This window comes from Shewanella sp. FDAARGOS_354, assembly GCF_002209245.2.
In the GTDB taxonomy this organism is placed as follows: Bacteria; Pseudomonadota; Gammaproteobacteria; order Enterobacterales; family Shewanellaceae; genus Shewanella; species Shewanella xiamenensis.
Window position 1 is genome coordinate 1,268,322 of the sequence record NZ_CP022089.2, and the last position, 20,983, is coordinate 1,289,304.

Consider the following 20,983-nt stretch of genomic DNA (forward strand, 5'->3'; position numbering starts at 1 on the left):
ATGGAGTAGCGTAGTTTAAATGATTTAACAACCAAAGGCTTAACTCAACTTTTCACCGATTGCTTGCTAAGAGATAAGCTGCTAAGTTGCGTTAATGATTGTGCTAATGACTTAATTTTGCACGAAGCTTCAATTATGGATATATAACTCAATTAAGGTTTACGTTTATAAACGTTGAGATGATTAAGGATATAAAATGAAAAAGTTCCAATTATTACCGTTAATGTTATTTATTTTATCTACTCCCGTAGTAGCGCAAGAAGCACCAATAGATGAAATGTTTAGAGTGATGTCAATCGATAAACAAATGGCTGGTGGATTTGAAGCTATGTTACCAATAGTAGACCAAATAGCCACCAACTATAAATTAGATAATAAGGCTAAAGAAGAACTTAAGGGTATTTATAGAGCATGGTTTAATGAAGATGTTGATCGTCCCAGAGTGATAAACGAATTAAAAAAACAGTACTCAGAGGCTTTCACAAATGAAGAAATCATTAAAATAACCCAATTTTATCAAACTTCTACAGGTAAAAAACTCTTAGAAAAAACGCCACAATTGATGCAAACTGGAGCACAAATCGCCATGCAAGAAGCACAAGCAAAACAATCTAAATTAATTGAGCGTATTAGACCTTTTCTCGCAAAGCATGGAATTAAAGAATAAAGCTATAACAATTATCTGAACATGAGGTCTGACATTACGAGACGTGTACCAAGCTACGCACTCAGTGGTAAGCATCAGGCGGAGATTAACCATGCCAACGACCTTATCCTTGTCACAATATGTGAAAAAGCGAAATGGTGTTCCACTGGGTGCCAGTCACTCGATGAGGAATATGCTATCAAGCGCCCTGGGTGCTAAGTCATTCCCCATTTTTTGGCATTATTGGAATCCGATTTGGGGTTATTATTTATCACGTAATGTCATGCGTCCTAGCAGTCAGTTTCTGCCGATGTGGCTCGCCGTACTTGTCACCTTTTTGGTCAGTGGTGCGCTACACGATCTCGCCGTTGCTCTGGTTAAATGGCAAACCATATTCTTTTTTACACCTTGGTTTGGCATCATGGGAGTTATAGTGATTGCCTCAAATAAATATCGCCTTTCCTACGGTACATTACCTTGGATTATGCGGGCTTTGATTAATTTACTGTTTATTTTCTCATCATTTGCGTTAACCGAATTAATGCAGGGTCTGTTGAGGCCATAAGCCTAATTATTTCACTTTAATTAACTGGTCTTGACGATGTAAATGATGCTCGCACAACAGGATATTTCATGCACTTAACATTAACCTTGGAAACCCTATTATCCCAACTTGGTTCTTTTTCGTGGCACTTGGATGTGTACAAAGCCCTAGAACAACCATTAAGTCCCACAATGTCGGTGTTAATCATTGACGATGAGCTTGAAGAAGAACGCGACCAACAGGATGAGCCTCTCTACCCGCAAACTCAAGGTTATCAATACTTTTTAAGCATTGCGGATTTGCAAAGCATCAAGGCTAATTTAGTGCAACAGCTGCCACATGCTACCTTGCATGACATAATTCATGCTGTCAGTTATTACTATCAAAACGATGCTTATATAAATGTAGAGAGCTAACCGCTTTAATTGCGCTTTTATAAGATAAATTAAAACAATTGTTAAAGGATAAAATAGAATCAGCTATGGATAAAAAAGCAAAAAGGATTTTATTCTCCACCTATTGGAAGAATGGTTGGATTGACGTAAAAAACAGAAGTATCTCCGATCCCGACTTTATCTATGCCAAATCGAAAGGATTAATGTTTGATCCTTTAACTATCTCCCATGATGAATGTATCCTTGCCACCACAACGCTAGTAAAAGGCATTTCGCAAGCACAAGTAACAAAAGGATTTTTAAGCAGTCTAACCTCTCGGCGATTGGATTGGCGCTCATCCCTTGCATCCTATGCGATCGCCCAAAAAATCCCATCTCATCAATACACACCTGTCATTTCAGGCTCTTCTTATATGGATGGCAAACCAACTGCACATTCCTATACCTGCGGCATTTGCCGAGACAGTCAATATGGCATCCGAGGAAGCGAATCCTATATCGAGGTGGATATTAACGTATTCAATTTCGAGCGTATAAAATGGGGCGGCATGCGCCATGGGGATATTTTGTATACCTATTTTGATTTAAGCCAATTTATTAATGCCGATATTCCAGAGCCGACGTCAGAAGATATGGCCTGTTTTAGGGAGATCTTAACGATTATCGAAACGTCAGACCCGAGCGATTATCCCAGTACACTAGAGAAAAGATTAGCGAATGTGATTAAGTCGAGTAAAGCTGAGCGACAAATATTAATCGAAATATTAGCCAGTCTGGGAATATTAAAACCCAATACTGTCTATAGACAACGCCAAGGCAAAAATGACTGGGTATTTGCCGAATATTGGCGTGGTGAAGACAAATATTGCCAACAAACAGTTGATCGCCTGTTTGGAGAATATTTAACAGGGTAAAAGGGATGTCACGCGCTAATTCAGCATTAGCGCTGTGCCTAATCGTGTTTGTCGAGGGACACTCATCCTCAATCATCAGTCTAGATTGAACGCTGTTAGACAAGATTTACCATACTTACCGCCAGCCGAATTTGTCTAAACGCAGCATCGGCTTTGTGCCAATCCCCTAATTCGCCCCTCCTTGCGATAAGCAGATTATCGTCCTGCGACCACCAAGATGAAACATTTTCACAAAACGCATAAATATTCTTATTTAGTTAAAATTAGCTGTTGCAAACGGCACAGAAAGCGGTTAGCTTAAAAAAACGTTCGATGGATAAGTATCCACCAACACCAAATTCAACATAATCACAGAGTATAGAGAGTCATATGAGCCAACTACTGAACGCTATCCACCACCATCACCACCATATGCGGTAGCCTTCGGACGCTCACTGCCGAAGGACTATATCCTTCTGGCGGACTGATTCAAAGATGATCACTAACCCCTGGAAGGAATTCTGGGGGTTTTTGCTTTTGGGCTTTTTAACTAACGATTTAATAGATAATTAGTAATTAATTTCAATATGTTAACCGCCACATTTACTGGCGGTGCCGATAAACCAGTTAAAGCGTGAAACGAAAGAATATCATTTTGAATTTGTTAACTTTGAGCGAGATAAAATTATGACTGAATCAAACCGTTTACGTATTGCCATTCAAAAATCGGGTCGCCTATCGACCGACTCTCAGCAATTACTCAAGAGCTGCGGTGTTAAGTTTTCCATTAACGAACAACGTCTTATCGCACACGCAGATAACATGCCTATCGATTTACTCAGAGTACGTGACGATGATATTCCAGGACTGGTTATGGATGGCGTGGTCGATTTAGGCATTATTGGTGAGAACGTGCTCGAAGAAGAGCAAATTGAGCGTCAAACCCTAAATAAGCCAGCTGAATATGTAAAATTACGCCAATTAGATTTTGGCGCCTGCCGTCTCTCGTTAGCCGTACCAACCGAATTTAGCTATGCCAATGCCTCATCCCTAGAAGGCTTGAGAATTGCCACCTCCTACCCCAATCTATTGCGTCGTTTTATGCAACAAAAGAGCATAAATTATCGCGATTGTATGTTAAAAGGCTCGGTTGAAGTTGCGCCGCGTGCAGGGCTTGCCGATGGCATTTGTGACTTAGTCTCCACTGGCGCAACCCTTGAAGCCAATGGTTTATACGAGACTGAAGTTATCTACCGCTCCATGGCCTGCATTATTCAATCAACCCAAACCCAAACGCCGAGCAAACAAGCCTTAATCGATCGCATTTTATCCCGCGTAAACGGCGTGATCCGCGCCCGTGAAAGTAAATATATTTTGCTGCACGCGCCCACTGAAACTTTAGATCAAATTGTCGCCCTGCTGCCCGGTGCCGAAAATCCTACTGTATTGCCATTAAACGACGATACTAATCGAGTGGCCATTCACGCCGTCAGTACCGAAGATTTATTCTGGGACACCATGGAAGAACTCACCGCGCTCGGTGCCAGCTCAATCCTCGTCATGCCAATTGAAAAAATGATGGGGTGATCTATGGATATTTTGACTTGGGCAGCGTTATCCGTCGATGCACAACAAGCCGCGCTCCAACGCTCACCTTTAATTGGTGACAGCGGCTTAGAACAAAGTGTTCGGGCCATTGTTGATGCCGTAGCTAGCCGTGGCGATGCGGCGCTAAAAGAGTTTAATCAAAAGTTTGATGGCTTTAATAGTGCCAATATCGACAGTCTGCGTTTAAGTGAAAGCGAGATTAGCGCCGCCAGCGCACGAGTCTCGACCGAACTTAAAGCCGCCATTGCCCAAGCGATGGCCAATATTGATGTGTTCCACAGCGCGCAGCAATTTCGCCCCATCGACATTGAAACCCAAGCGGGGGTTCGCTGCGAGCTTCGTAGCGAACCGATTGAAAAAGTCGGTTTATATATTCCCGGTGGCAGCGCCCCATTAATCTCAACCGTACTGATGTTGGCCCTGCCTGCCAAAATTGCTGGCTGCGAAAAACGCGTATTGGTGAGTCCGCCGCCGATTAACGATGCAATTGTGTATGCGGCAAACGCCTGTGGGATCACCGAAATCTATCAAGTGGGCGGCGCGCAGGCCATTGCCGCACTGGCCTTTGGCACTGAAACGATTCCCAGCGTCGATAAGATTTTTGGCCCAGGCAATCGTTATGTCACCGAAGCCAAGCGCTTAGTCTCGCAGGACGGTCGCTGCACTGTGTCTATTGATATGCCCGCAGGCCCTTCTGAGGTATTAGTGATTGCCGATAGCGATGCCAATGCGCAGTTTATTGCCGCAGATTTACTTTCGCAAGCAGAGCACGGCCCAGATTCGCAGGTCATTTTAGTCACGGATTCTGAGCCATTAGCACAAGCTGTCAATCAAGCGCTCGAGTCGCAACTGGCCGCCCTGCCGCGCCAAGAGATTGCTGCGACGGCCCTAAAAGGCAGCCGCACCATTTTGGTAAAAGATATGCAAGAAGCGGCGCTCGTTTCGAATTGCTATGGACCCGAACACTTAATTATTCAAACCCGCTTCCCACGGGACGTACTAAATCATATTCGCGCCGCAGGCTCAGTGTTTTTAGGGGCCTATACACCTGAATCGGTTGGGGATTATGCCAGTGGGACTAACCATGTATTGCCAACTTACGGTTATAGCCGCGCGGTATCTAGCCTCTCCTTGGCAGACTTTAGCCGCCGCTTTACGGTGCAAGAACTCAGTGCCAAGGGCCTGCTCGGACTCGGGCAAGCGGTAATGACCCTTGCCAGCAATGAGTTACTCGATGCCCATAAAAATGCGGTCGCGATACGCTTAGCCAGTCTTAAGGACTGATGGAAATAAGTAACGCAATCAACAGTACGCTTAATTAAAGCCATAGCAAGACTTAGGATGAATAGGATGAGCCAAGTGCCAACTAGCCAAGCAACAACGAGTAATGTGCCAGTGACAAATATTCAGAGCGCCAATAGCGCCAGCAACACTCTCGATAACAATACTCTCGATAACACAAGCATCGAGCCAACAACCCTTGCCGCACGTCTTGCACGGCCCGAACTGCTCGAGTTAACGCCTTACCAAAGTGCTCGCAGGCTGGGTGGTCGTGGGGATATTTGGATCAACGCTAACGAATCGCCCTTTAATAATGTGGCCGTCGGCGAGCTCGATTTAACTAAGTTAAATCGTTATCCTGAGTGCCAACCGCCCGCGTTAATCAATGCCTATAGCCAATATAGCGGTGTAGTGGAAAGCAAAATTGTCGCCAGCCGCGGCGCCGATGAGGCCATCGAACTGCTGATCCGGGCCTTTTGTGTCCCAGGCATCGATTCCATTGCGACCTTTGGGCCCACTTACGGCATGTACGCCATTAGCGCGCAAACCTTTAATGTGGGCGTTAAGGCGTTAAGCTTAACGGCTGAATACGGTCTCCCATCCGACTTTGCAACGGCCACGCGCGGCGCTAAGTTAGTGTTTATCTGCAATCCCAATAACCCAACTGGCACTGTGATTGATAAGGCGCGCATAGAGCAAGCCATCCAAGCCCTACCCGACTCCATTGTCGTGGTCGATGAGGCTTATATCGAATTTTGCCCAGAATATAGCGTCGCGGATTTACTCGAGTCTTACCCAAATCTCGTTGTACTGCGCACCCTCTCAAAAGCCTTTGCCTTAGCAGGCGCGCGCTGCGGCTTTTTGCTTGCCAATGAAGAGATTATCGAAATCATCATGCGGGTAATTGCGCCCTATCCCGTGCCATTGCCCGTAAGTGAAGTGGCCGTGCAAGCGCTATCAGCTGCTGGGATTGCGCGGATGAAAACCCAAGTGAATGAGCTCAATTCTCAGGGCGAGCGACTCGCGGCGGCGCTGAATTTGTACTGTGAGCAATGGGGCGGCGCCGTGCTAAAACCTAATGGCAACTATGTCTTAGCCGAGTTTGACGACGTAGCAACAGTGACACAGCTGCTTATCGACAATGGCATTGTCGCGCGGGCCTATAAGGACCCAAGGCTAGCTAAAGCCATTCGTTTTAGCTTTAGCTCTCAGTCTGACACCGACCGCTTAGTGTCGCTCTTTGAATCGCAAAAGCTGTGAGCTTTGGGTGCAAGTCTTGTAACAGCATTGGCCTAATAGACTGATTTTATAAAGATAACAAACTGAATTGAAAGGTAGCAGCATGAACCCAGTATTTACCCCAAATGTCGCCCAGAAAATACTTTTTATCGACCGTGATGGCACCTTGATTGAAGAGCCAATCACCGACAAACAGGTCGATAGCCTCGCCAAACTGGTATTCGAGCCCCAAGTGATCCCCGCCTTACTGCGCCTGCAAAAAGCTGGGTTTAGGTTGGTGATGGTTAGCAATCAAGACGGGCTCGGTACCCCTTCCTTCCCGCAGGAAGATTTCGATGCACCGCACAATATGATGATGCAAATCCTGTCTAGCCAAGGGGTTAAGTTTGAAGATGTGCTCATCTGCCCGCACTTTAACGATGAAAATTGCAGCTGCCGCAAACCCAAACTAGGACTGGTGAAAGACTTTTTGACCCAAGGCACCATCGATTTTACCCAGTCCGCCGTGATTGGTGACAGACACACAGATGTGGAACTGGGCAATGCCATGGGGATTAAAAGCTTTCAATATCAGCGTGGCAGTCTTGGCTGGGACGCGATTGCCGATGCCTTACTCAACAAGGGCCGCACCGCGACTGTGGTTCGCACCACCAAGGAAACCGATATTCGCGTGACTGTCGATCTCGACAATCCCAGCAAAGGCGCCATTAACACTGGCATTGGTTTCTTCGACCATATGTTGGATCAAATCGCCACCCACGGAAACTTCAAAATGGAGGTGAATGTCGATGGCGATCTGGAGATAGACGATCACCACAGCGTTGAAGACACGGCATTGGCAATTGGGGATGCGCTGCGCCAAGCGCTGGGCGATAAACGCGGTATTGCCCGCTTTGGTTTTAGTTTGCCGATGGATGAGGCCAAAGGCGAATGCTTACTGGATCTTTCCGGCAGGCCTTTTATTAAATTCGCCGCCCAATTTGAACGTGAAAAAGTCGGTGAAATGGCTACCGAAATGGTACCGCACTTTTTCCGCTCTTTTGCCGATGGCCTACGCTGCACCCTACATGTGGCCGCAGAAGGAGACAACGATCACCACAAGGTCGAAGCGCTATTTAAAGTACTGGGCCGCGCGCTGCGTCAGGCCGTAAAAGTCGAAGGTGATGTCTTACCATCGAGTAAAGGCGTGCTCTAACACCGTGCTAAAACATTTGTTATCTGCTTCTTGACTGAAAATAGGTACATGAGCAAATAACACAAAGCGTGATGATTTTAACGAGGGGCAGTTTAGGAAATGCGGCGACAAGCCACTTCCCCCACTGACCCATCAATAGGAAAACCCAATGTCAGCAAACATAGATGAATTTGATGTTGTCATCATAGACACAGGTTGCGCTAACTTAAGTTCGGTCCGTTTCGCCTTTGAGCGCCTCGGCGCTAAGGTGTTAGTCACCGATGACAAAGCCAGCATTAAAGCCGCCAAACGAGTGGTACTGCCAGGTGTTGGCAGCGCTGGCGCCGCAATGGCTTCATTAACTGAAAAAGCCTTAGTCGAATTAATCCAAGGGTTAACTCAACCCGTGCTGGGGGTCTGCTTAGGGATGCAAATGCTCACCCTGCTCTCTAAAGAACGCGGCGGCCAAGCGCTGGATTGCCAATGCCTAGGCATTATTCCAACCGAGATTGACGAGCTAGACCGTCAAGCACTTAAGGCCGAAGGTTTACCTCTGCCGCACATGGGCTGGAACCAACTGACCTTTAGCAATCCGTCTCAGGTTCACCCGCTGTTTGCCGGTGTTCCGGCCAGCAGTTACGTGTATTTTGTTCACAGCTACCGCGCGCCATTAAGCGACTACACCTTGGCACAATGCCGTTATGGTGAGGACTTTAGCGCCGCCATCGGTAAAGACAACTTTATGGGCGTGCAATTTCACCCCGAGAAGAGCGCCGCCGTGGGTGCACAAATCCTAGGTAACTTTTTAAAAATGCAGTAAATGCAATCGCTTATTGTGTTTGGGATGAACCAGCATTTTTCAGCCACAACATTCAGCAATAAAGCGCGGTAGCAAATGCACCAAAAGAATTTAAGGACAACAGATGATCATTCCAGCAATTGATTTAATTGATGGCAAGGTAGTTAGGCTCTATCAAGGGGATTATGGGCAGCAGACCACCTTTGATTTAAGCCCACTGGCCCAGTTGCAATCCTACCAAGACCAAGGGGCAAGCTGGCTGCATATAGTAGATTTAACTGGCGCGAAAGATCCTACAAAACGCCAAACGGCTTTGATTGCTAAGCTGACTGCTGGGCTTAACGCCAATATTCAAGTGGGCGGTGGGATCCGCACTGAAGAGCAAGTCGCCGAGTTATTATCCCTTGGGGTTAAACGTGTGGTGATAGGCTCGCTCGCCGTCAAAGAGCCTGAGTTAGTCAAAGGCTGGTTTAACAAGTTTGGCAGCGAAGCAATTTGCCTGGCACTGGATGTCAATATCAATCAGAACGGCGAGAAAATCGTTGCGGTTTCTGGCTGGCAAAGCGGTGGCGGTAAGAGTCTAGAATCTATCGTCGAAGACTTTAGCCAAGTGGGGCTTAAACATGCATTGGTGACAGACATCAGCCGCGATGGCACCCTCACAGGCGCCAATACCGCACTCTACCGCGAGCTATCCAGCCACTATCCCAATATCGCGTGGCAAGCCTCGGGTGGCATTGCCACCCTTGAGGATGTTGCCGCCGTCAGAGACAGTGGCGCCGCGGGCATCATTATCGGTAAAGCTTTACTTATCAATCAGTTTAATGTGGCGGAGGCAATCCAATGCTGGCCAAACGAATAGTCCCCTGTTTAGATGTGAAAGATGGCTGCGTGGTTAAGGGCGTACAGTTTCGCAACCATGAAATTGTTGGCGATATAGTGCCACTCGCGGCGCGTTACGCCGCAGAGGGCGCCGACGAACTGGTGTTTTACGATATCACTGCCAGTGCCCACGATCGTGTAGTCGATAAGTCTTGGGTGAGCCGAGTAGCGGAGCAAATCGATATCCCCTTTTGCGTGGCGGGTGGAATTAAAACCATCGGCCAAGCCCGCGAGCTACTCGCCTTTGGCGCGGATAAAATTTCAGTCAACTCGCCTGCCCTGAGCGACCCGAGTTTAATCTCACGCCTGCAGGATGAGTTTGGCCGCCAATGTATCGTGATTGGCATCGACTCATTTTATGATGCGGCAAGCGACAGTTATAAAGTGAAGCAATTTACCGGCGATGAAGCCGCCACCAAAGAAACCGCTTGGTACACCCAAGACTGGGTTGAAGAAGTGCAAAAACGCGGCTGCGGCGAAATCGTGCTCAACGTGATGAACCAAGATGGCGTACGCGGCGGCTATGATATCAAGCAGTTAAGCCTAGTACGCCAGTTGTGCGATGTGCCCTTAATCGCCTCGGGCGGCGCTGGCACTATGGCACATTTTCGCGATGTGTTTATTGATGCGAAGGTCGATGCGGCGCTGGCAGCCAGCGTGTTCCATAAGGCCATTATCAATATCGGCGAGTTAAAACAGTATTTAGCGGCCGAAGGCATCGCGATTAGACGCTAGAGCGGTTCTAGGTTCTAGGTTCTAGGTTCTACAAATAGATTAAGAGTGAATACTATGTCAACGCAAACAAACACTAAGTCAGATTTGAGCGAGCTGGATTGGGACAAACAGGATGGGCTTATCCCTGCTGTTATCCAAAACCACTTATCAGGCAAGGTATTAATGCTCGGGTATATGGATAAAGCCGCGCTAGAACAAACTCTGGCAACCGGTGATGTGACGTTTTTTAGCCGCTCTAAACAACGTTTATGGACCAAGGGCGAAACCTCGGGCCATACCCTAAAATTGGTCGCCATCGATAAAGACTGTGATAACGACAGCCTGTTGGTGCAGGTGTTGCCCAATGGTCCAACCTGCCATAAAGGCACCGAAAGCTGCTGGCTCGATGGCCAAGCTCACCCGTTTTTAAACAATCTGGCCGAACTTATCACATCACGTAAAGGGCAAAGTCCAGAATCGAGCTACACCGCCTCCTTATTTGCGCGCGGCACCAAACGCATCGCCCAAAAAGTCGGTGAAGAAGGATTAGAAACCGCCTTGGCCGCTGCGACTCACGATAAAGAAGAGCTGATTAATGAGGCATCAGATCTCATGTACCACTTATTAGTGCTGCTTGAAGATCAACAACTGAGCTTAAGTGATATCACGGCTAATCTACTCGCTCGCCATCAAAAAGCACTGCGAAAATAAGCTAAAAACTAAGCACTACTGCACCAGTATCTGCCGCAAGCCTTTTTGGTCTGCGGCAGACAACCTTCTATTTACGCAGTGTTAGCCAACACCACATCCCACCCTCTATCATGCGCCTTAAAACCCTTCCCCCAAAATAGTGAATCCTAAAACCGCACAGTTTCTCATCAGCCATCACACCGTAATTGACAAAAAATCAGCAAAATACTGTTGTAATGGTTGACAAGTACATCTTAACTGCCTATCGTAGCCAGCGTACTCGATACCTGCATCGAGGCGTTGACTCAACTTATTAACATTTAAGACAAATTTTAAAAACAGGCCGAATTGCCTTCGTTATGTGATGTGACCAAGCAATTAGATGTGATTAAGTCATTAGATGTAATTTAAGTGTCGAATTAACCCCAATCAAAGGCGCGTTTTATGTGTATTACAACAGCTTATTATCCCTATCTGTAGCCGCAATGGCATAGATAGGCACACTCGCCAGACCTTCCATTGTGGCCATATCCCCAACGATCCGCAGATTGCGCCACGAACCCAACGCTTTGTACTCACACAAGTACTACTCTCAGCCGCCGTATCGCGCCGCCATTCTGCTTAAGCCTTTATCTCTTTTAACTGAGATATTCGAGCCATTCATTAAGACGTTTGAGCGTAAGTTATGACACAAAATAAATTTTTCGGCAGTTTACTGCTGATCGCAGGCACCACCATTGGCGCGGGCATGCTCGCACTCCCCATCGCCTCAGCAGGACTCGGCTTTGGTGTATCGAGCATGATTATGCTAATCCTCTGGGCATTAATGGCCTACACCGCCCTACTTATGGTTGAAATCCATCAATTTGCCCCGAGTGATGCCAGCCTGAACCAATTAGCCCGCACGCTTTTGGGCGTTAAAGGCCAAGTGATTGCCAGTGTTGCCCTGATGTTTTTACTCTACGCCCTGTGCGCCGCCTATATCGCGGGTGGCGGCGAGCAAGTCAATCAAAAGCTCAATGCTTGGTTAGGATTAAATCTGCCGCCACAGGCGGGCGCCATCTTATTTACCCTCCTAGTTGGTACGATTGTGGGTTTAGGCACCCACTGCGTCGATTTAATTAACCGCCTGCTCTTTAGTTTGAAAATCATTGCGTTAATCTTGATGCTGACGTTATTACTGCCACAGGTCGAAGGCACACATTTACTCGAATTGCCACTGGAACAAGGGCTTATCGTGTCAGCCATTCCAGTGATTTTTACCTCCTTTGGTTTTCATGGTTCGATTCCATCTGTAGTGCGCTACTTAGGCGTTGAGGTTAAAAGCCTGCGCAAAATCATGTTGCTCGGCTCGGCATTACCGCTGCTGATTTACCTGCTGTGGCAACTGGGCAGCCAAGGCGTGCTCAGCCAAAGCCAACTGATGACAAATCAGAGTCTTTCAGGCTTTATCAATCAGTTAGCCAGTGTACTGCACAGTCAATCCTTAAGCTCAGCGATCAGTGTGTTTGCCGATCTGGCGCTGGCAACCTCCTTTTTAGGGGTTAGCCTAGGTCTATTTGACTTTATAGCCGCCAACTTAAGGCAAGAAGATAATGCGACGGGTCGCAGTATTACCGCGGCGATCACTTTTGTGCCGCCATTAGGCTTTGCCCTTTTTTACCCACAGGGATTTATTACCGCACTAGGTTATGCGGCAATTGCCCTAGTGATCCTCGCGATTTTTTTACCTGTTTCCATGGTATGGGTACAAAGAAAACAACGGGATAACGCCAATCTTCCCCAAGGCTACCGCGTCGCAGGGGGAACATTAGGCTTAGTGCTTGCACTCGTGTCAGGCCTTGCCGTCATTGGCGCCCAATTATTCGGTTAACATCGGTTTAGGTCACTACAGAATAAGTGCCTGTAAAATCAAGATGATTGAGTAGGCACTCAACCTCATTTGCCCATAGCAAGACCCATCGCAAAATTAGTCAGCCACGTAGTGGAGTGTTAAACTGGCGTTCATCCCACGCCCCTTTATCGCTGGTATTCCAATCGCCAGCACTAGAGTGAACGACAGCGCATTGATGATAAGGATGATATTCGACTCACATGGTTAAGACGCCAATACCACTGAAAAAGGCTAGCGCCGAACCCGCACCGCAGGCAAGCTCGGCTGCTACGTCACATTCCCAAGCGGTAGGAACTGGCGTGCCTAGACGCAAAACAACAATCAAAAAGCGCGTCAAACAAAGCCTTATCGCCACCACAGTGGCAAGTATGTTAGCGGGTATTGCGCTTACTGTATGGATTGTCAATAGTGAGACCGAAACCCTTATTCTGCGTGCCGCCAATTATGCCTTAAGCGGCATGGACAGTGAGCTGACCGATATTCGCTTAGGAAAAATGGGCTTAGCACATTGGCAAGTCAGTTCAGCCAACCTGCGCGTGCATGACTCGCACTTAGTGGTAAAAAATCTCGATATTCAACTGGCATTAAGCTGGCCCCAAAGTATTGCAGAACTACTCCAGTTGGCCCAGCTTGATGTCTTGAGCCAAAAAATCAAACGCATTAGTACAGGTGAGATTGAAGTGGAGCTCGGTCAATCACTCTTTGAGCGAAGCCCCAACATTGCCGATGAACAAACGCCCGCAATAGCGCTAAACATCAACTCATTACCCTTAATTGAGATAGGTAAAACCACACTGAAGCTAAAAGCGCAAGCCAATCACAGCGCCTATCAACTGGTGATGGAAAAACTAAGCCTTAATCATTATGGACAATTAACCACCGCCTTTAGCCATGAAGACGAGCCGCTTATCAGCTTAGCTGCAACACTCGGCAGCGATGAATGGACGTTAAAAAGTGAACTGAACATAGCGCCGCTGCTGGAGAGCCTGCATCAAATTAGCCTGCGCCAAACGCCAACCAGTATTCTTAGCCAATTGATACAATGGGACGAACAATGGCAAGCGCTTGGCGTGACACTGAGTGGTCAGTTAGTCTCGCAAAGTACTTTCAAGCTCCCGACGGGCGATATAAAGAGTGACCATCAGTTTATCCAGCCGAGTGTCACTTTGGCGCATTTTGCAGACTTCACCTTAGCACCACAACCAACACTGGCGTTTAATGTCAGTGGTCCATTAGCAGCACTGAATCTAACACTCGAGCCTTTTAGCCTTGCGTTAACGCCCAATGCCGCGCAACAAGCGCTGTTATTAGATGCCCTAAATCACTCTTTGCAATTAAATAATACTGACTATCAAGCGCTTAACACTTTACTCTCAGGGCTTAAAAGCACCCAGTCCCCGATTGGACTGGTATTCTTGATGACTGAGCCGCTGCATTATGCATTAGCAAAATCATATGAGCCGTTAACCTTACCCGCGGTGGAATTATCCACCTTAGGCAGTAAACTCGAGACGCACATTCGCCTAACAAACACTCGCTTAAATAACAAGTACTTAACCAAAGAGTCGGATACATGGATGTTGCAAACGCAGTGGCACATCGCGCTTAAACAAAATACTCCGCTCAACTTACGTGACCTTGACTTACACAAGCGCTGGCAAGATGCACCTCAAGCGTTAAATTGGGGCTCTGGCGCTTTGCAAACTGCCGGAACGATGGATCTTAAACAGTCAGTCCAAGGCATCGATTGGCAACTTAAAACAGCGCCCTTCTCTACTGAGTCAACGGATACACTGCAATTAACACTTAGGGATATTCAGCTAGATAAGGCAACACGAGCATCTGTTACCCAAAATAAACAAACCCAGTTGGGCTTAGGCAATATTGAGCTAAATGCCATGGCTCCACTCACATTTAGCTCAACATCATTTTCAGCACAGGATGCGACTACCGCGGTGGGGAGTCAATTTGCGCTTAACTTACCTCCAATGTCACTCACGCTGGCACAACTGCGTTTTAGCCAAGCGGTAGAAACACTTGCAATAGACAATACCCATGCACAACACCAAACGCAGGCCTTAATTAACAGCACAAAAACCAGTCTGAGTAGCCGCAGCGATATAACAGTGCAGGATTTTTCCCTTGGATTATCACAGGGCGTGGCAGTGAATTTTTCGAGCCAAAATCCTTTTTTAACAGCGATTCAATCGAGCCAAATCAAAAATACACTCCACTGGCAAGCCAAACAGTTATCAATTGAAAAGCTGCTCTCGGCGAAGGGACGTACACGTAAACAAACTGTGCTTAAGCTGGATAACTTAGCCCTAGTGCAAGATTTACATTGGAAAAATAACACGCTTATCGGCAATGAACAGTGGCAAGTCGGCAATGTTCAACTTCAAAGCCATCATCAATTGCAGTTCGCCAATGCAAACTTGCCGCTGCTGTTAACTGGCCAGTGGGTTGCCGATACCAGCATGACAGAGGCACTATCTTTGCTTAATCAAACCCAGCCGTTACCCACTGAGTTTAATATGACCGGGCATAACCAATTACAGGCACAATTTAAACTGACACATCAGCCCGAACAAACCCAATTTGCGATGCAAATTACCCAATCGATGACCGAGCTGGAAGGTTTTTACAAAGACATTCTCTTCGAGGGCGGTAAATTACAGGCCCAATGCGAGTTCACTTGGGGACAATCCTATAAAACGCCGCAAGCATCAGGTGATTTCAGCAGTTTAAGTCGACTGAACTGCCCGCAGACCATGATAAACTTTAACTTGTTTGATCCCGGCTTCCCCTTGACCGATATCGAAGTAGAGGCCGATATTGTCCTAGGCAAAGATGCAGAGAAGCTTCCCGATAATTGGCTGCAACAACTCACGGGCTTAAGTGATACCGACGTGTCGATGACCGCCAAGGGTAAAGTATTGAACGGCCAATTTTTACTACCGGATTTTAATTTAAAACTACAGGATAAATCCCACGCTTACTTGTTATTGCAGGGCATGAATCTTGAAGAAGTACTGCGAATTCAACCCCAAATAGGCATCTATGCCGATGGCATATTCGATGGCGTGTTACCCGTGGACTTAGTCGATGGTAAAGTGTCGATCAGCGGCGGCCAATTAGCGGCCCGCGCGCCTGGCGGTTTAATTGCCATATCTGGCAATCCAGCGGTCGATCAAATGCGCCAATCACAACCCTATCTCGACTTTGTATTTTCGGCACTCGAACACTTAGAATACAGCCAGTTATCCAGTAGTTTCGATATGGATCAAACTGGCGATGCCAACCTATTAGTGGAAGTCAAAGGTCGCAGCAAAGGGATTGAACGCCCTATCCACTTGAATTACTCTCATGAAGAGAACATGCTGCAATTATTCAGGAGCCTTCAGATTGGTAACGATCTGCAGGATAGAATCGAAAAATCCGTGAAGTAAAAGGAACCCTCAGTGAAGATCATTCAATTACAGCAAGTTAGTTTAGGTGCATTGCTGCTACTGGGCACATTGCAAGGCTGTGCGCCTACAGTAAAAATTGAGCCGCCGGATAAACCGATTGTGATTAATCTCAATGTGAAAATTGAACACGAGATAAAAATCAAAGTGGACAAGGAGCTAGACCAGCTTCTGTCAGATGATAAGTTGTTCTAATCACAAAGAATTAAGGAATATACGATGAAATCAATGTCACTCAAGACCCTGCTACAAAAGCCAACATTACTCCTGTTGCTCGGACTGAGTTTATTCAGTTTAAACGCCCTTGCCATGTCATTGCAGGAAGCCAAATCCCAAGGTTACTTAGGTGAGCAACTCAATGGCTATTTAGGTCTAGTGCAAAATAATAGCGATGCCAAAGCCGTGATGGATGAAGTCAACAACAAGCGCCGCGCTCACTACGAAACCATCGCCAAAAAGAATAATATTTCAGCCGCAGATGTCGCCAAATTAGCTGGTGAAAAAGCCATCGCGGCTACAGACAAAGGCAACTATGTGCAAAATGCTCAAGGCAAATGGGTTAAGAAATAGCCTGTTTTAATGACAATTGAGCACCGACTAAGCCCATCGAAGAACGCCTGCAATTGCAGGCGTTTTGTTTATCGAGATCGACCGCCACGTGCATGGTAATCCTCCTGATGGCTTTGCTCCCTCAAACTAACAGTACAGGTGTTATTTTCTGCTCTTTTTCTTGACGTAACAAAGCTATAGCTGACTCAAACTCCACAATCACACCACCCGCAGTTGTTTTAGCTTCATAGGCATCCTTAGTCCCTAGACTTCGTTTTAGCTCTACTTTGCCATCAAGGAACGGACGTAAATGCACTGAAATTTCCTTACGGATTTTCCAGATCCCAGACTTTAGATCGTGGTATGGTTGAGTCATAAATGCCATCGTTTTGTACCACCCTTTTGTACCACCTTAAGGTGCCAAAGGTTGGTGAGCCATTGGATTTAGCAACTATAATTCATAGGTTATGATAGAAAAGAAAAACCCGACCATGTGATCGGGTTCTTAGAATGTGGCGGGAGAGAGGGAGTCTGCTTCATGATATAACGTATTGAAAAATATAACTAATATACACTACATGCAGGACTGCATTACTTTTTGCATTACTTCCGATTTTTGATATTTTCTTCAATTAGACCAATGTCTTACCCTGAGAATTCGACTCCTCAACTCCAGTTCAAAATAACAAGGTAAGCATTTGTATTAAATAACTTTTATACATAATCTCAAAAGTCAATATAAATTTTGACACAATTTACGCTAGTCGTCATTTTTGACCAATATGCGCACATCTGTGATTTATTTTGATAGCTTCAATACCTAGATCAGACGTTCTTTGAGTAATGGGGTTATCACTAACAGCCAAGCAGTGAAGCTTAAAAAAGAATCTTACTCTGTAACTGGCAACGAATTATGAACATCATCTCTTCTCAATTTCTTTATAACGATAAGAAATAATTAAACTTATCCAAATCATTAAATTCTATTGGGGCATGATAGGGCTTGGTTACTTTGATAACGTCATCTTCAATAATCATGGTGAAACCACCACTTCGGATAACATTCCCCTGAATAGTATATTGATAATCGTTAAACTCTAACGCTTCGATTACCTCTGCCAGTTTCATAAATTACCTCATTTTTCCGTTTTTCATACTTGCACAACCAAACTAACACACAGGGGCAACCTAGGATACCTTACTTATCTTATTAGGACAGCTTCGGTCAGACTTTCCCCACATGCTCGACAAATCTAAAACTTAAAAGCGAGTGAATAATCACGCTAAGATATTTTATTTGCTGAAGTACTCTCTCTAAATGAGTTTAAAAGTACCAACATGAATTAGGACGAGTCTATTTAAGAAAGTGAAAGTATGATGTTAGCCATCACTTCGCTCATTGTCATGCGGTCAGTACGTTGAAGTATACCAACGGTTAACATAACTTTCCCATTATCGAATAAAAACATCAAAAAATCATCGACATAATAATATACTTCTACTAATTTATGCATAGGCACTCCGGTGTAATGGGTTTCTCTTGGTCTAAAATTCTGAGCTCAACGAGGGCCATTTATTCGAATGTTCTTATCCGGAGTTTATGCACCCTATTCTTTATGGCTAAGTTTTTTCACAGTTTGATCTCTGGTGAGTTATGACGCGACAAGATTTGATTTTTATCGGTGATATTCATGGGCAAAACGGAAAGCTTCGTGCACTGCTCGAGCATCTCGATTTTATTGCGGATCTGCTTCAAGAACGTCGCCAGCTGGTTTTCATCGGCGATCTGATCGATAACGGCCACGAGAACGGAATCGATCATCAAGGGGTTTTAACCTTGGTCAAGGATCTATGCGATCAGGGACTCGCATGTTGCTTGATGGGAAACCATGAATTTAATGCCGTGGGTTGGGCACTAAAGCACCCAGATACAGGCTTACCGCTTCGCCGCCACAATGATAACAACCGCAAACAGCATCAACTTTTCCTTCAAGATGTGGACGAGGGAAGTGAGTTGCATAAAGCTTGGATTGACTGGTTTATGAAGCTGCCTCTCTTTTATGATTTTGGTCATGTCAGAGCTATTCATGCTTGCTGGCACGAGGCGACCATCCAAAGAATTCTGCCATATCTCAACGAGGATAACAGCTTGAAGGTTGAGCATTGGCCCAATGCCTTCGACGAGCGGCACGAGCTATATCAGCTATGTGAAATCTTGCTCAAGGGTCCAGAATTAGCATTACCACAGGGTTATAGCTTCCAGGATAAAACGGGGACTGAGCGTCACAGAGTCCGGATTAAATGGTGGAGTGAAGAGGCCAAAACCTATAGAGATATAGCCCAAGTACAGCCCAATATGGTCAATAGTATCCCCCCTATTCCACTGGCTGATGAACATTGCAATCCGATAATCGAGATACCCGTTGTTATTGGTCACTACACCCTAGCAGGACTCCCTGCGCCACTCAGCGCTAAGGTGGTATGTGTCGATTACAACGCGGCCAGTGTGCAAGGAGAGCTGGTGGCTTACAGTTGGTGGAATGATGAGACGCAACATCAACTGCATGAGCGAAACTTTAACTACTTAAGCGACATGGAGTTTGGTCAAAAGGGAGTTGCGGCGATGAGGCTGTTATTTGACCAGCTTGCCGATCGCTATACCCCTGCACTATTGAAGCCAGAAAAATGCGAGGAGATTCGTCAGTGTCTACTGAACCATTGGGATCCAGCCTTCGTCAACGGATTCGATGAGTGCCGCGATGAATATGACGACTATATAACCCCTATGGCGACGTTGGCCCAACAAGCTAGCTGGGAGGAGTTATCCTGCTATCTGATGGGTATAACCAAAAGCTATTTCAATCAGGAGTTGGAGTCTGACGCTGCAGACCGATTAGCCAAGCGCTTACGGCTGGTGATGAATTCAGTGCTGGATTGAGCGCAGAGATATATCAACAACCTCTTAATTAGGAAATATATATGAAACGATATTTGAAAGTGGGTGATAGTTGCAAAGTGTGTAGTACTCCCCGAGTAGACATTAGCCATCAGACATTGCTCGAGATACTAGAGCTGTGTCCGTCGATTAAATCGATTCCAGAGAGCGTGTTAGCAAAGGGGAAGGATTTTTATGCTATTTGCCCATGCTGCGATGCATATGCATTAGGGATAGAACTGTCCACAGGTTTTCCATTCACCGAAGCCGATGGCAACATCACCAATATCCAAGAACTGACTTCAAGATCCGATTGGGGTTACTAAATCACAAAATGCTTGTGTACATAAGCTCATCCAAACCAAGCGCTTATTCTCGAGTCAGAATGCATGACTATGAATCGACCATGTAGCAATTCATCGACTGTACGCCTAGCTTTTATACCACAGGATAGCATGCATCTCCCCAAAGTGTTTCAGGATGAGTCATCATTATTTCTATAATCAATGGTACAAGTTTGCTGAGTAAACTAGCAGAATCTTTAAGTTGCTTACGATTAACAGAGCTATTCCATGTTGCACCGCCATGGATTAATTGGTTGCGCATCGTATAAAGGCGGTTAAAAATAACACCAAGCAGAATAGGAGTATTACCACTCGATAAGGCGTGACTCGCCATCTTCTTACCTTGTTGAAGCCGCTCTTTCCATTTGTCTTCAGTTATTTTACCACTATGAAAATCCCAAAAACTTTGTAGCACAAACGGGGTATCAAGTAAGATACGGATACTCCCCGAAAATTCCCGCCAAACTAACAGATCTATCTGTTTTTGTTTATCTAACTCGCACAGCTTCTCTAAAAAACTTTAAAAGATTCTTGTTCTGACAATTTAAATCGTTCATCAATTTCAGTGGCATAAGCAGCATTAAATGCTATCCAGAGAAAAATAAAACGACCATCGTCATCATCCGCCATTTCAGCTCGTTGCAACCAGCTTAACGCTCGATGAACTCGCAAGTTGAGATTAGTCGGAAACTGTTCACGTAATATCCTTTGTTGATTTTTTAGCTGTACAAAATCCATTGCTATTTGTCCCTTTTAAGATTTTTCTCAGCAATGATAACTCGTTCAATATGTTACCCATAAACGAGTTACCACATTTAAGCAAACAATCGTTCGACTAGCGATTCAATCAATAACCGTACTTCGATTCTGCAATTCCTTATACCTTCACTCACCATATCCGGCAACGATTATACGCTTAGATGTACTAG

23 protein-coding genes are annotated in these 20,983 nt (G+C 45.8%); 18 read left to right on the forward strand and 5 right to left on the reverse strand.

The window, feature by feature from the left end:
* The first annotated feature begins 196 nt into the window (after positions 1-196).
* The 16 genes from CEQ32_RS05780 (at position 197) to CEQ32_RS05855 (ending at position 16,796) form a co-directional block, all read left to right on the forward strand.
* Positions 197-667 (forward strand): DUF2059 domain-containing protein, encoded by a 471-nt coding sequence (locus CEQ32_RS05780; RefSeq protein ID WP_037417916.1) that lies wholly within the window; start codon positions 197-199, stop codon positions 665-667.
* A gap of 91 nt (positions 668-758) precedes the next feature.
* On the forward strand, positions 759-1,211 hold the full coding sequence (locus tag CEQ32_RS05785) for an acyltransferase (protein ID WP_088585675.1): 453 nt from the start codon (positions 759-761) through the stop codon (positions 1,209-1,211).
* A gap of 68 nt (positions 1,212-1,279) precedes the next feature.
* Positions 1,280-1,606: a hypothetical protein gene (locus CEQ32_RS05790; RefSeq protein ID WP_088585676.1), complete on the forward strand. Its 327-nt coding sequence runs from the start codon at positions 1,280-1,282 to the stop codon at positions 1,604-1,606.
* A 65-nt stretch (positions 1,607-1,671) separates the two neighbouring features.
* Entirely contained in the window at positions 1,672-2,499 is an 828-nt protein-coding gene (locus CEQ32_RS05795; protein WP_088585677.1) for a hypothetical protein, read from the forward strand.
* A gap of 666 nt (positions 2,500-3,165) precedes the next feature.
* Positions 3,166-4,065, forward strand: a complete 900-nt coding sequence (hisG, locus tag CEQ32_RS05800) for an ATP phosphoribosyltransferase (protein ID WP_055648633.1) — start codon at positions 3,166-3,168, stop codon at positions 4,063-4,065.
* Between the two features lie 3 nt (positions 4,066-4,068).
* Positions 4,069-5,370 carry a histidinol dehydrogenase gene (gene hisD, locus CEQ32_RS05805; protein WP_055648612.1) on the forward strand — a complete coding sequence of 434 codons (1,302 nt, stop codon included), beginning with the start codon at positions 4,069-4,071 and terminating at the stop codon, positions 5,368-5,370.
* 66 nt (positions 5,371-5,436) lie between these two features.
* Complete coding sequence (gene hisC, locus CEQ32_RS05810) at positions 5,437-6,627, forward strand: histidinol-phosphate transaminase (protein ID WP_088585678.1); 1,191 nt, start codon at positions 5,437-5,439, stop codon at positions 6,625-6,627.
* Between the two features lie 82 nt (positions 6,628-6,709).
* Positions 6,710-7,801: a bifunctional histidinol-phosphatase/imidazoleglycerol-phosphate dehydratase HisB gene (hisB, locus tag CEQ32_RS05815; protein WP_011716856.1), complete on the forward strand. Its 1,092-nt coding sequence runs from the start codon at positions 6,710-6,712 to the stop codon at positions 7,799-7,801.
* 148 nt (positions 7,802-7,949) lie between these two features.
* Complete coding sequence (hisH, locus tag CEQ32_RS05820) at positions 7,950-8,600, forward strand: imidazole glycerol phosphate synthase subunit HisH (protein ID WP_023267314.1); 651 nt, start codon at positions 7,950-7,952, stop codon at positions 8,598-8,600.
* 103 nt (positions 8,601-8,703) lie between these two features.
* A complete protein-coding gene (gene hisA, locus CEQ32_RS05825; RefSeq protein WP_055648614.1) occupies positions 8,704-9,441 on the forward strand; it encodes a 1-(5-phosphoribosyl)-5-[(5-phosphoribosylamino)methylideneamino]imidazole-4-carboxamide isomerase in 738 nt (245 codons plus the stop codon).
* Positions 9,423-10,196, forward strand: coding sequence for an imidazole glycerol phosphate synthase subunit HisF (gene hisF, locus CEQ32_RS05830; protein WP_088585679.1), 774 nt, complete (start codon positions 9,423-9,425; stop codon positions 10,194-10,196). Before hisA ends, hisF begins: the two co-directional genes overlap by 19 nt.
* Positions 10,197-10,250: 54 nt before the next feature.
* The gene (gene hisIE, locus CEQ32_RS05835) at positions 10,251-10,886 is read left to right on the forward strand and encodes a bifunctional phosphoribosyl-AMP cyclohydrolase/phosphoribosyl-ATP diphosphatase HisIE (RefSeq protein ID WP_088585680.1); all 636 of its coding nucleotides are present in this window, start codon (positions 10,251-10,253) and stop codon (positions 10,884-10,886) included.
* Between the two features lie 664 nt (positions 10,887-11,550).
* A complete protein-coding gene (locus tag CEQ32_RS05840; protein WP_088585681.1) occupies positions 11,551-12,738 on the forward strand; it encodes an aromatic amino acid transport family protein in 1,188 nt (395 codons plus the stop codon).
* A gap of 221 nt (positions 12,739-12,959) precedes the next feature.
* Complete coding sequence (locus CEQ32_RS05845) at positions 12,960-16,208, forward strand: YdbH domain-containing protein (protein WP_088585682.1); 3,249 nt, start codon at positions 12,960-12,962, stop codon at positions 16,206-16,208.
* Positions 16,209-16,220: 12 nt separating this feature from the next.
* A complete protein-coding gene (locus tag CEQ32_RS05850; RefSeq protein WP_011072131.1) occupies positions 16,221-16,421 on the forward strand; it encodes a YnbE family lipoprotein in 201 nt (66 codons plus the stop codon).
* Positions 16,422-16,445: 24 nt separating this feature from the next.
* On the forward strand, positions 16,446-16,796 hold the full coding sequence (locus CEQ32_RS05855; RefSeq protein ID WP_037417891.1) for a YdbL family protein: 351 nt from the start codon (positions 16,446-16,448) through the stop codon (positions 16,794-16,796).
* A gap of 121 nt (positions 16,797-16,917) precedes the next feature.
* On the opposite strand, the gene CEQ32_RS05860 is transcribed toward CEQ32_RS05855, so the two are convergent.
* From CEQ32_RS05860 to CEQ32_RS22935, 3 genes are all read right to left on the reverse strand, one after another.
* Positions 16,918-17,151, reverse strand: coding sequence for a DUF6538 domain-containing protein (locus tag CEQ32_RS05860; RefSeq protein ID WP_226871878.1), 234 nt, complete (start codon positions 17,149-17,151; stop codon positions 16,918-16,920).
* Between the two features lie 563 nt (positions 17,152-17,714).
* Positions 17,715-17,903 carry a hypothetical protein gene (locus tag CEQ32_RS05865; RefSeq protein WP_037427785.1) on the reverse strand — a complete coding sequence of 63 codons (189 nt, stop codon included), beginning with the start codon at positions 17,901-17,903 and terminating at the stop codon, positions 17,715-17,717.
* A gap of 230 nt (positions 17,904-18,133) precedes the next feature.
* Complete coding sequence (locus CEQ32_RS22935; protein WP_192959154.1) at positions 18,134-18,289, reverse strand: hypothetical protein; 156 nt, start codon at positions 18,287-18,289, stop codon at positions 18,134-18,136.
* A gap of 140 nt (positions 18,290-18,429) precedes the next feature.
* On the opposite strand from CEQ32_RS22935, the gene CEQ32_RS05870 reads away from it, so the two are divergent.
* Positions 18,430-19,713, forward strand: coding sequence for a metallophosphoesterase (locus CEQ32_RS05870; protein WP_088585683.1), 1,284 nt, complete (start codon positions 18,430-18,432; stop codon positions 19,711-19,713).
* A 41-nt stretch (positions 19,714-19,754) separates the two neighbouring features.
* Positions 19,755-20,036: a hypothetical protein gene (locus tag CEQ32_RS05875; protein ID WP_088585684.1), complete on the forward strand. Its 282-nt coding sequence runs from the start codon at positions 19,755-19,757 to the stop codon at positions 20,034-20,036.
* A 112-nt stretch (positions 20,037-20,148) separates the two neighbouring features.
* Here the strand turns inward: CEQ32_RS05875 and CEQ32_RS23035 are convergent, their stop codons facing one another.
* Together CEQ32_RS23035 and CEQ32_RS23040 are read right to left on the reverse strand one after the other, a co-directional pair.
* Positions 20,149-20,469, reverse strand: a complete 321-nt coding sequence (locus CEQ32_RS23035; RefSeq protein WP_226871879.1) for a hypothetical protein — start codon at positions 20,467-20,469, stop codon at positions 20,149-20,151.
* Between the two features lie 95 nt (positions 20,470-20,564).
* Positions 20,565-20,792 (reverse strand): HEPN domain-containing protein, encoded by a 228-nt coding sequence (locus CEQ32_RS23040; protein ID WP_226871880.1) that lies wholly within the window; start codon positions 20,790-20,792, stop codon positions 20,565-20,567.
* Positions 20,793-20,983: the final 191 nt, after the last annotated feature.

Excerpts from the sequence above, each read along its gene's own strand:
- CEQ32_RS05780 (WP_037417916.1), top strand. The coding sequence starts at position 197 with ATGAAAAAGTTCCAATTATTACCGTTAATGTTATTTATTTTATCTACT.
- CEQ32_RS05785 (WP_088585675.1), top strand. The coding sequence starts at position 759 with ATGCCAACGACCTTATCCTTGTCACAATATGTGAAAAAGCGAAATGGT.
- CEQ32_RS05790 (WP_088585676.1), top strand. The coding sequence starts at position 1,280 with ATGCACTTAACATTAACCTTGGAAACCCTATTATCCCAACTTGGTTCT.
- CEQ32_RS05795 (WP_088585677.1), top strand. The coding sequence starts at position 1,672 with ATGGATAAAAAAGCAAAAAGGATTTTATTCTCCACCTATTGGAAGAAT.
- hisG (WP_055648633.1), top strand. The coding sequence starts at position 3,166 with ATGACTGAATCAAACCGTTTACGTATTGCCATTCAAAAATCGGGTCGC.
- hisD (WP_055648612.1), top strand. The coding sequence starts at position 4,069 with ATGGATATTTTGACTTGGGCAGCGTTATCCGTCGATGCACAACAAGCC.
- hisC (WP_088585678.1), top strand. The coding sequence starts at position 5,437 with ATGAGCCAAGTGCCAACTAGCCAAGCAACAACGAGTAATGTGCCAGTG.
- hisB (WP_011716856.1), top strand. The coding sequence starts at position 6,710 with ATGAACCCAGTATTTACCCCAAATGTCGCCCAGAAAATACTTTTTATC.
- hisH (WP_023267314.1), top strand. The coding sequence starts at position 7,950 with ATGTCAGCAAACATAGATGAATTTGATGTTGTCATCATAGACACAGGT.
- hisA (WP_055648614.1), top strand. The coding sequence starts at position 8,704 with ATGATCATTCCAGCAATTGATTTAATTGATGGCAAGGTAGTTAGGCTC.
- hisF (WP_088585679.1), top strand. The coding sequence starts at position 9,423 with ATGCTGGCCAAACGAATAGTCCCCTGTTTAGATGTGAAAGATGGCTGC.
- hisIE (WP_088585680.1), top strand. The coding sequence starts at position 10,251 with ATGTCAACGCAAACAAACACTAAGTCAGATTTGAGCGAGCTGGATTGG.
- CEQ32_RS05840 (WP_088585681.1), top strand. The coding sequence starts at position 11,551 with ATGACACAAAATAAATTTTTCGGCAGTTTACTGCTGATCGCAGGCACC.
- CEQ32_RS05845 (WP_088585682.1), top strand. The coding sequence starts at position 12,960 with ATGGTTAAGACGCCAATACCACTGAAAAAGGCTAGCGCCGAACCCGCA.
- CEQ32_RS05855 (WP_037417891.1), top strand. The coding sequence starts at position 16,446 with ATGAAATCAATGTCACTCAAGACCCTGCTACAAAAGCCAACATTACTC.
- CEQ32_RS05860 (WP_226871878.1), bottom strand. The coding sequence starts at position 17,151 with ATGACTCAACCATACCACGATCTAAAGTCTGGGATCTGGAAAATCCGT.
- CEQ32_RS05865 (WP_037427785.1), bottom strand. The coding sequence starts at position 17,903 with ATGAAACTGGCAGAGGTAATCGAAGCGTTAGAGTTTAACGATTATCAA.
- CEQ32_RS22935 (WP_192959154.1), bottom strand. The coding sequence starts at position 18,289 with ATGCATAAATTAGTAGAAGTATATTATTATGTCGATGATTTTTTGATG.
- CEQ32_RS05870 (WP_088585683.1), top strand. The coding sequence starts at position 18,430 with ATGACGCGACAAGATTTGATTTTTATCGGTGATATTCATGGGCAAAAC.
- CEQ32_RS05875 (WP_088585684.1), top strand. The coding sequence starts at position 19,755 with ATGAAACGATATTTGAAAGTGGGTGATAGTTGCAAAGTGTGTAGTACT.
- CEQ32_RS23040 (WP_226871880.1), bottom strand. The coding sequence starts at position 20,792 with ATGGATTTTGTACAGCTAAAAAATCAACAAAGGATATTACGTGAACAG.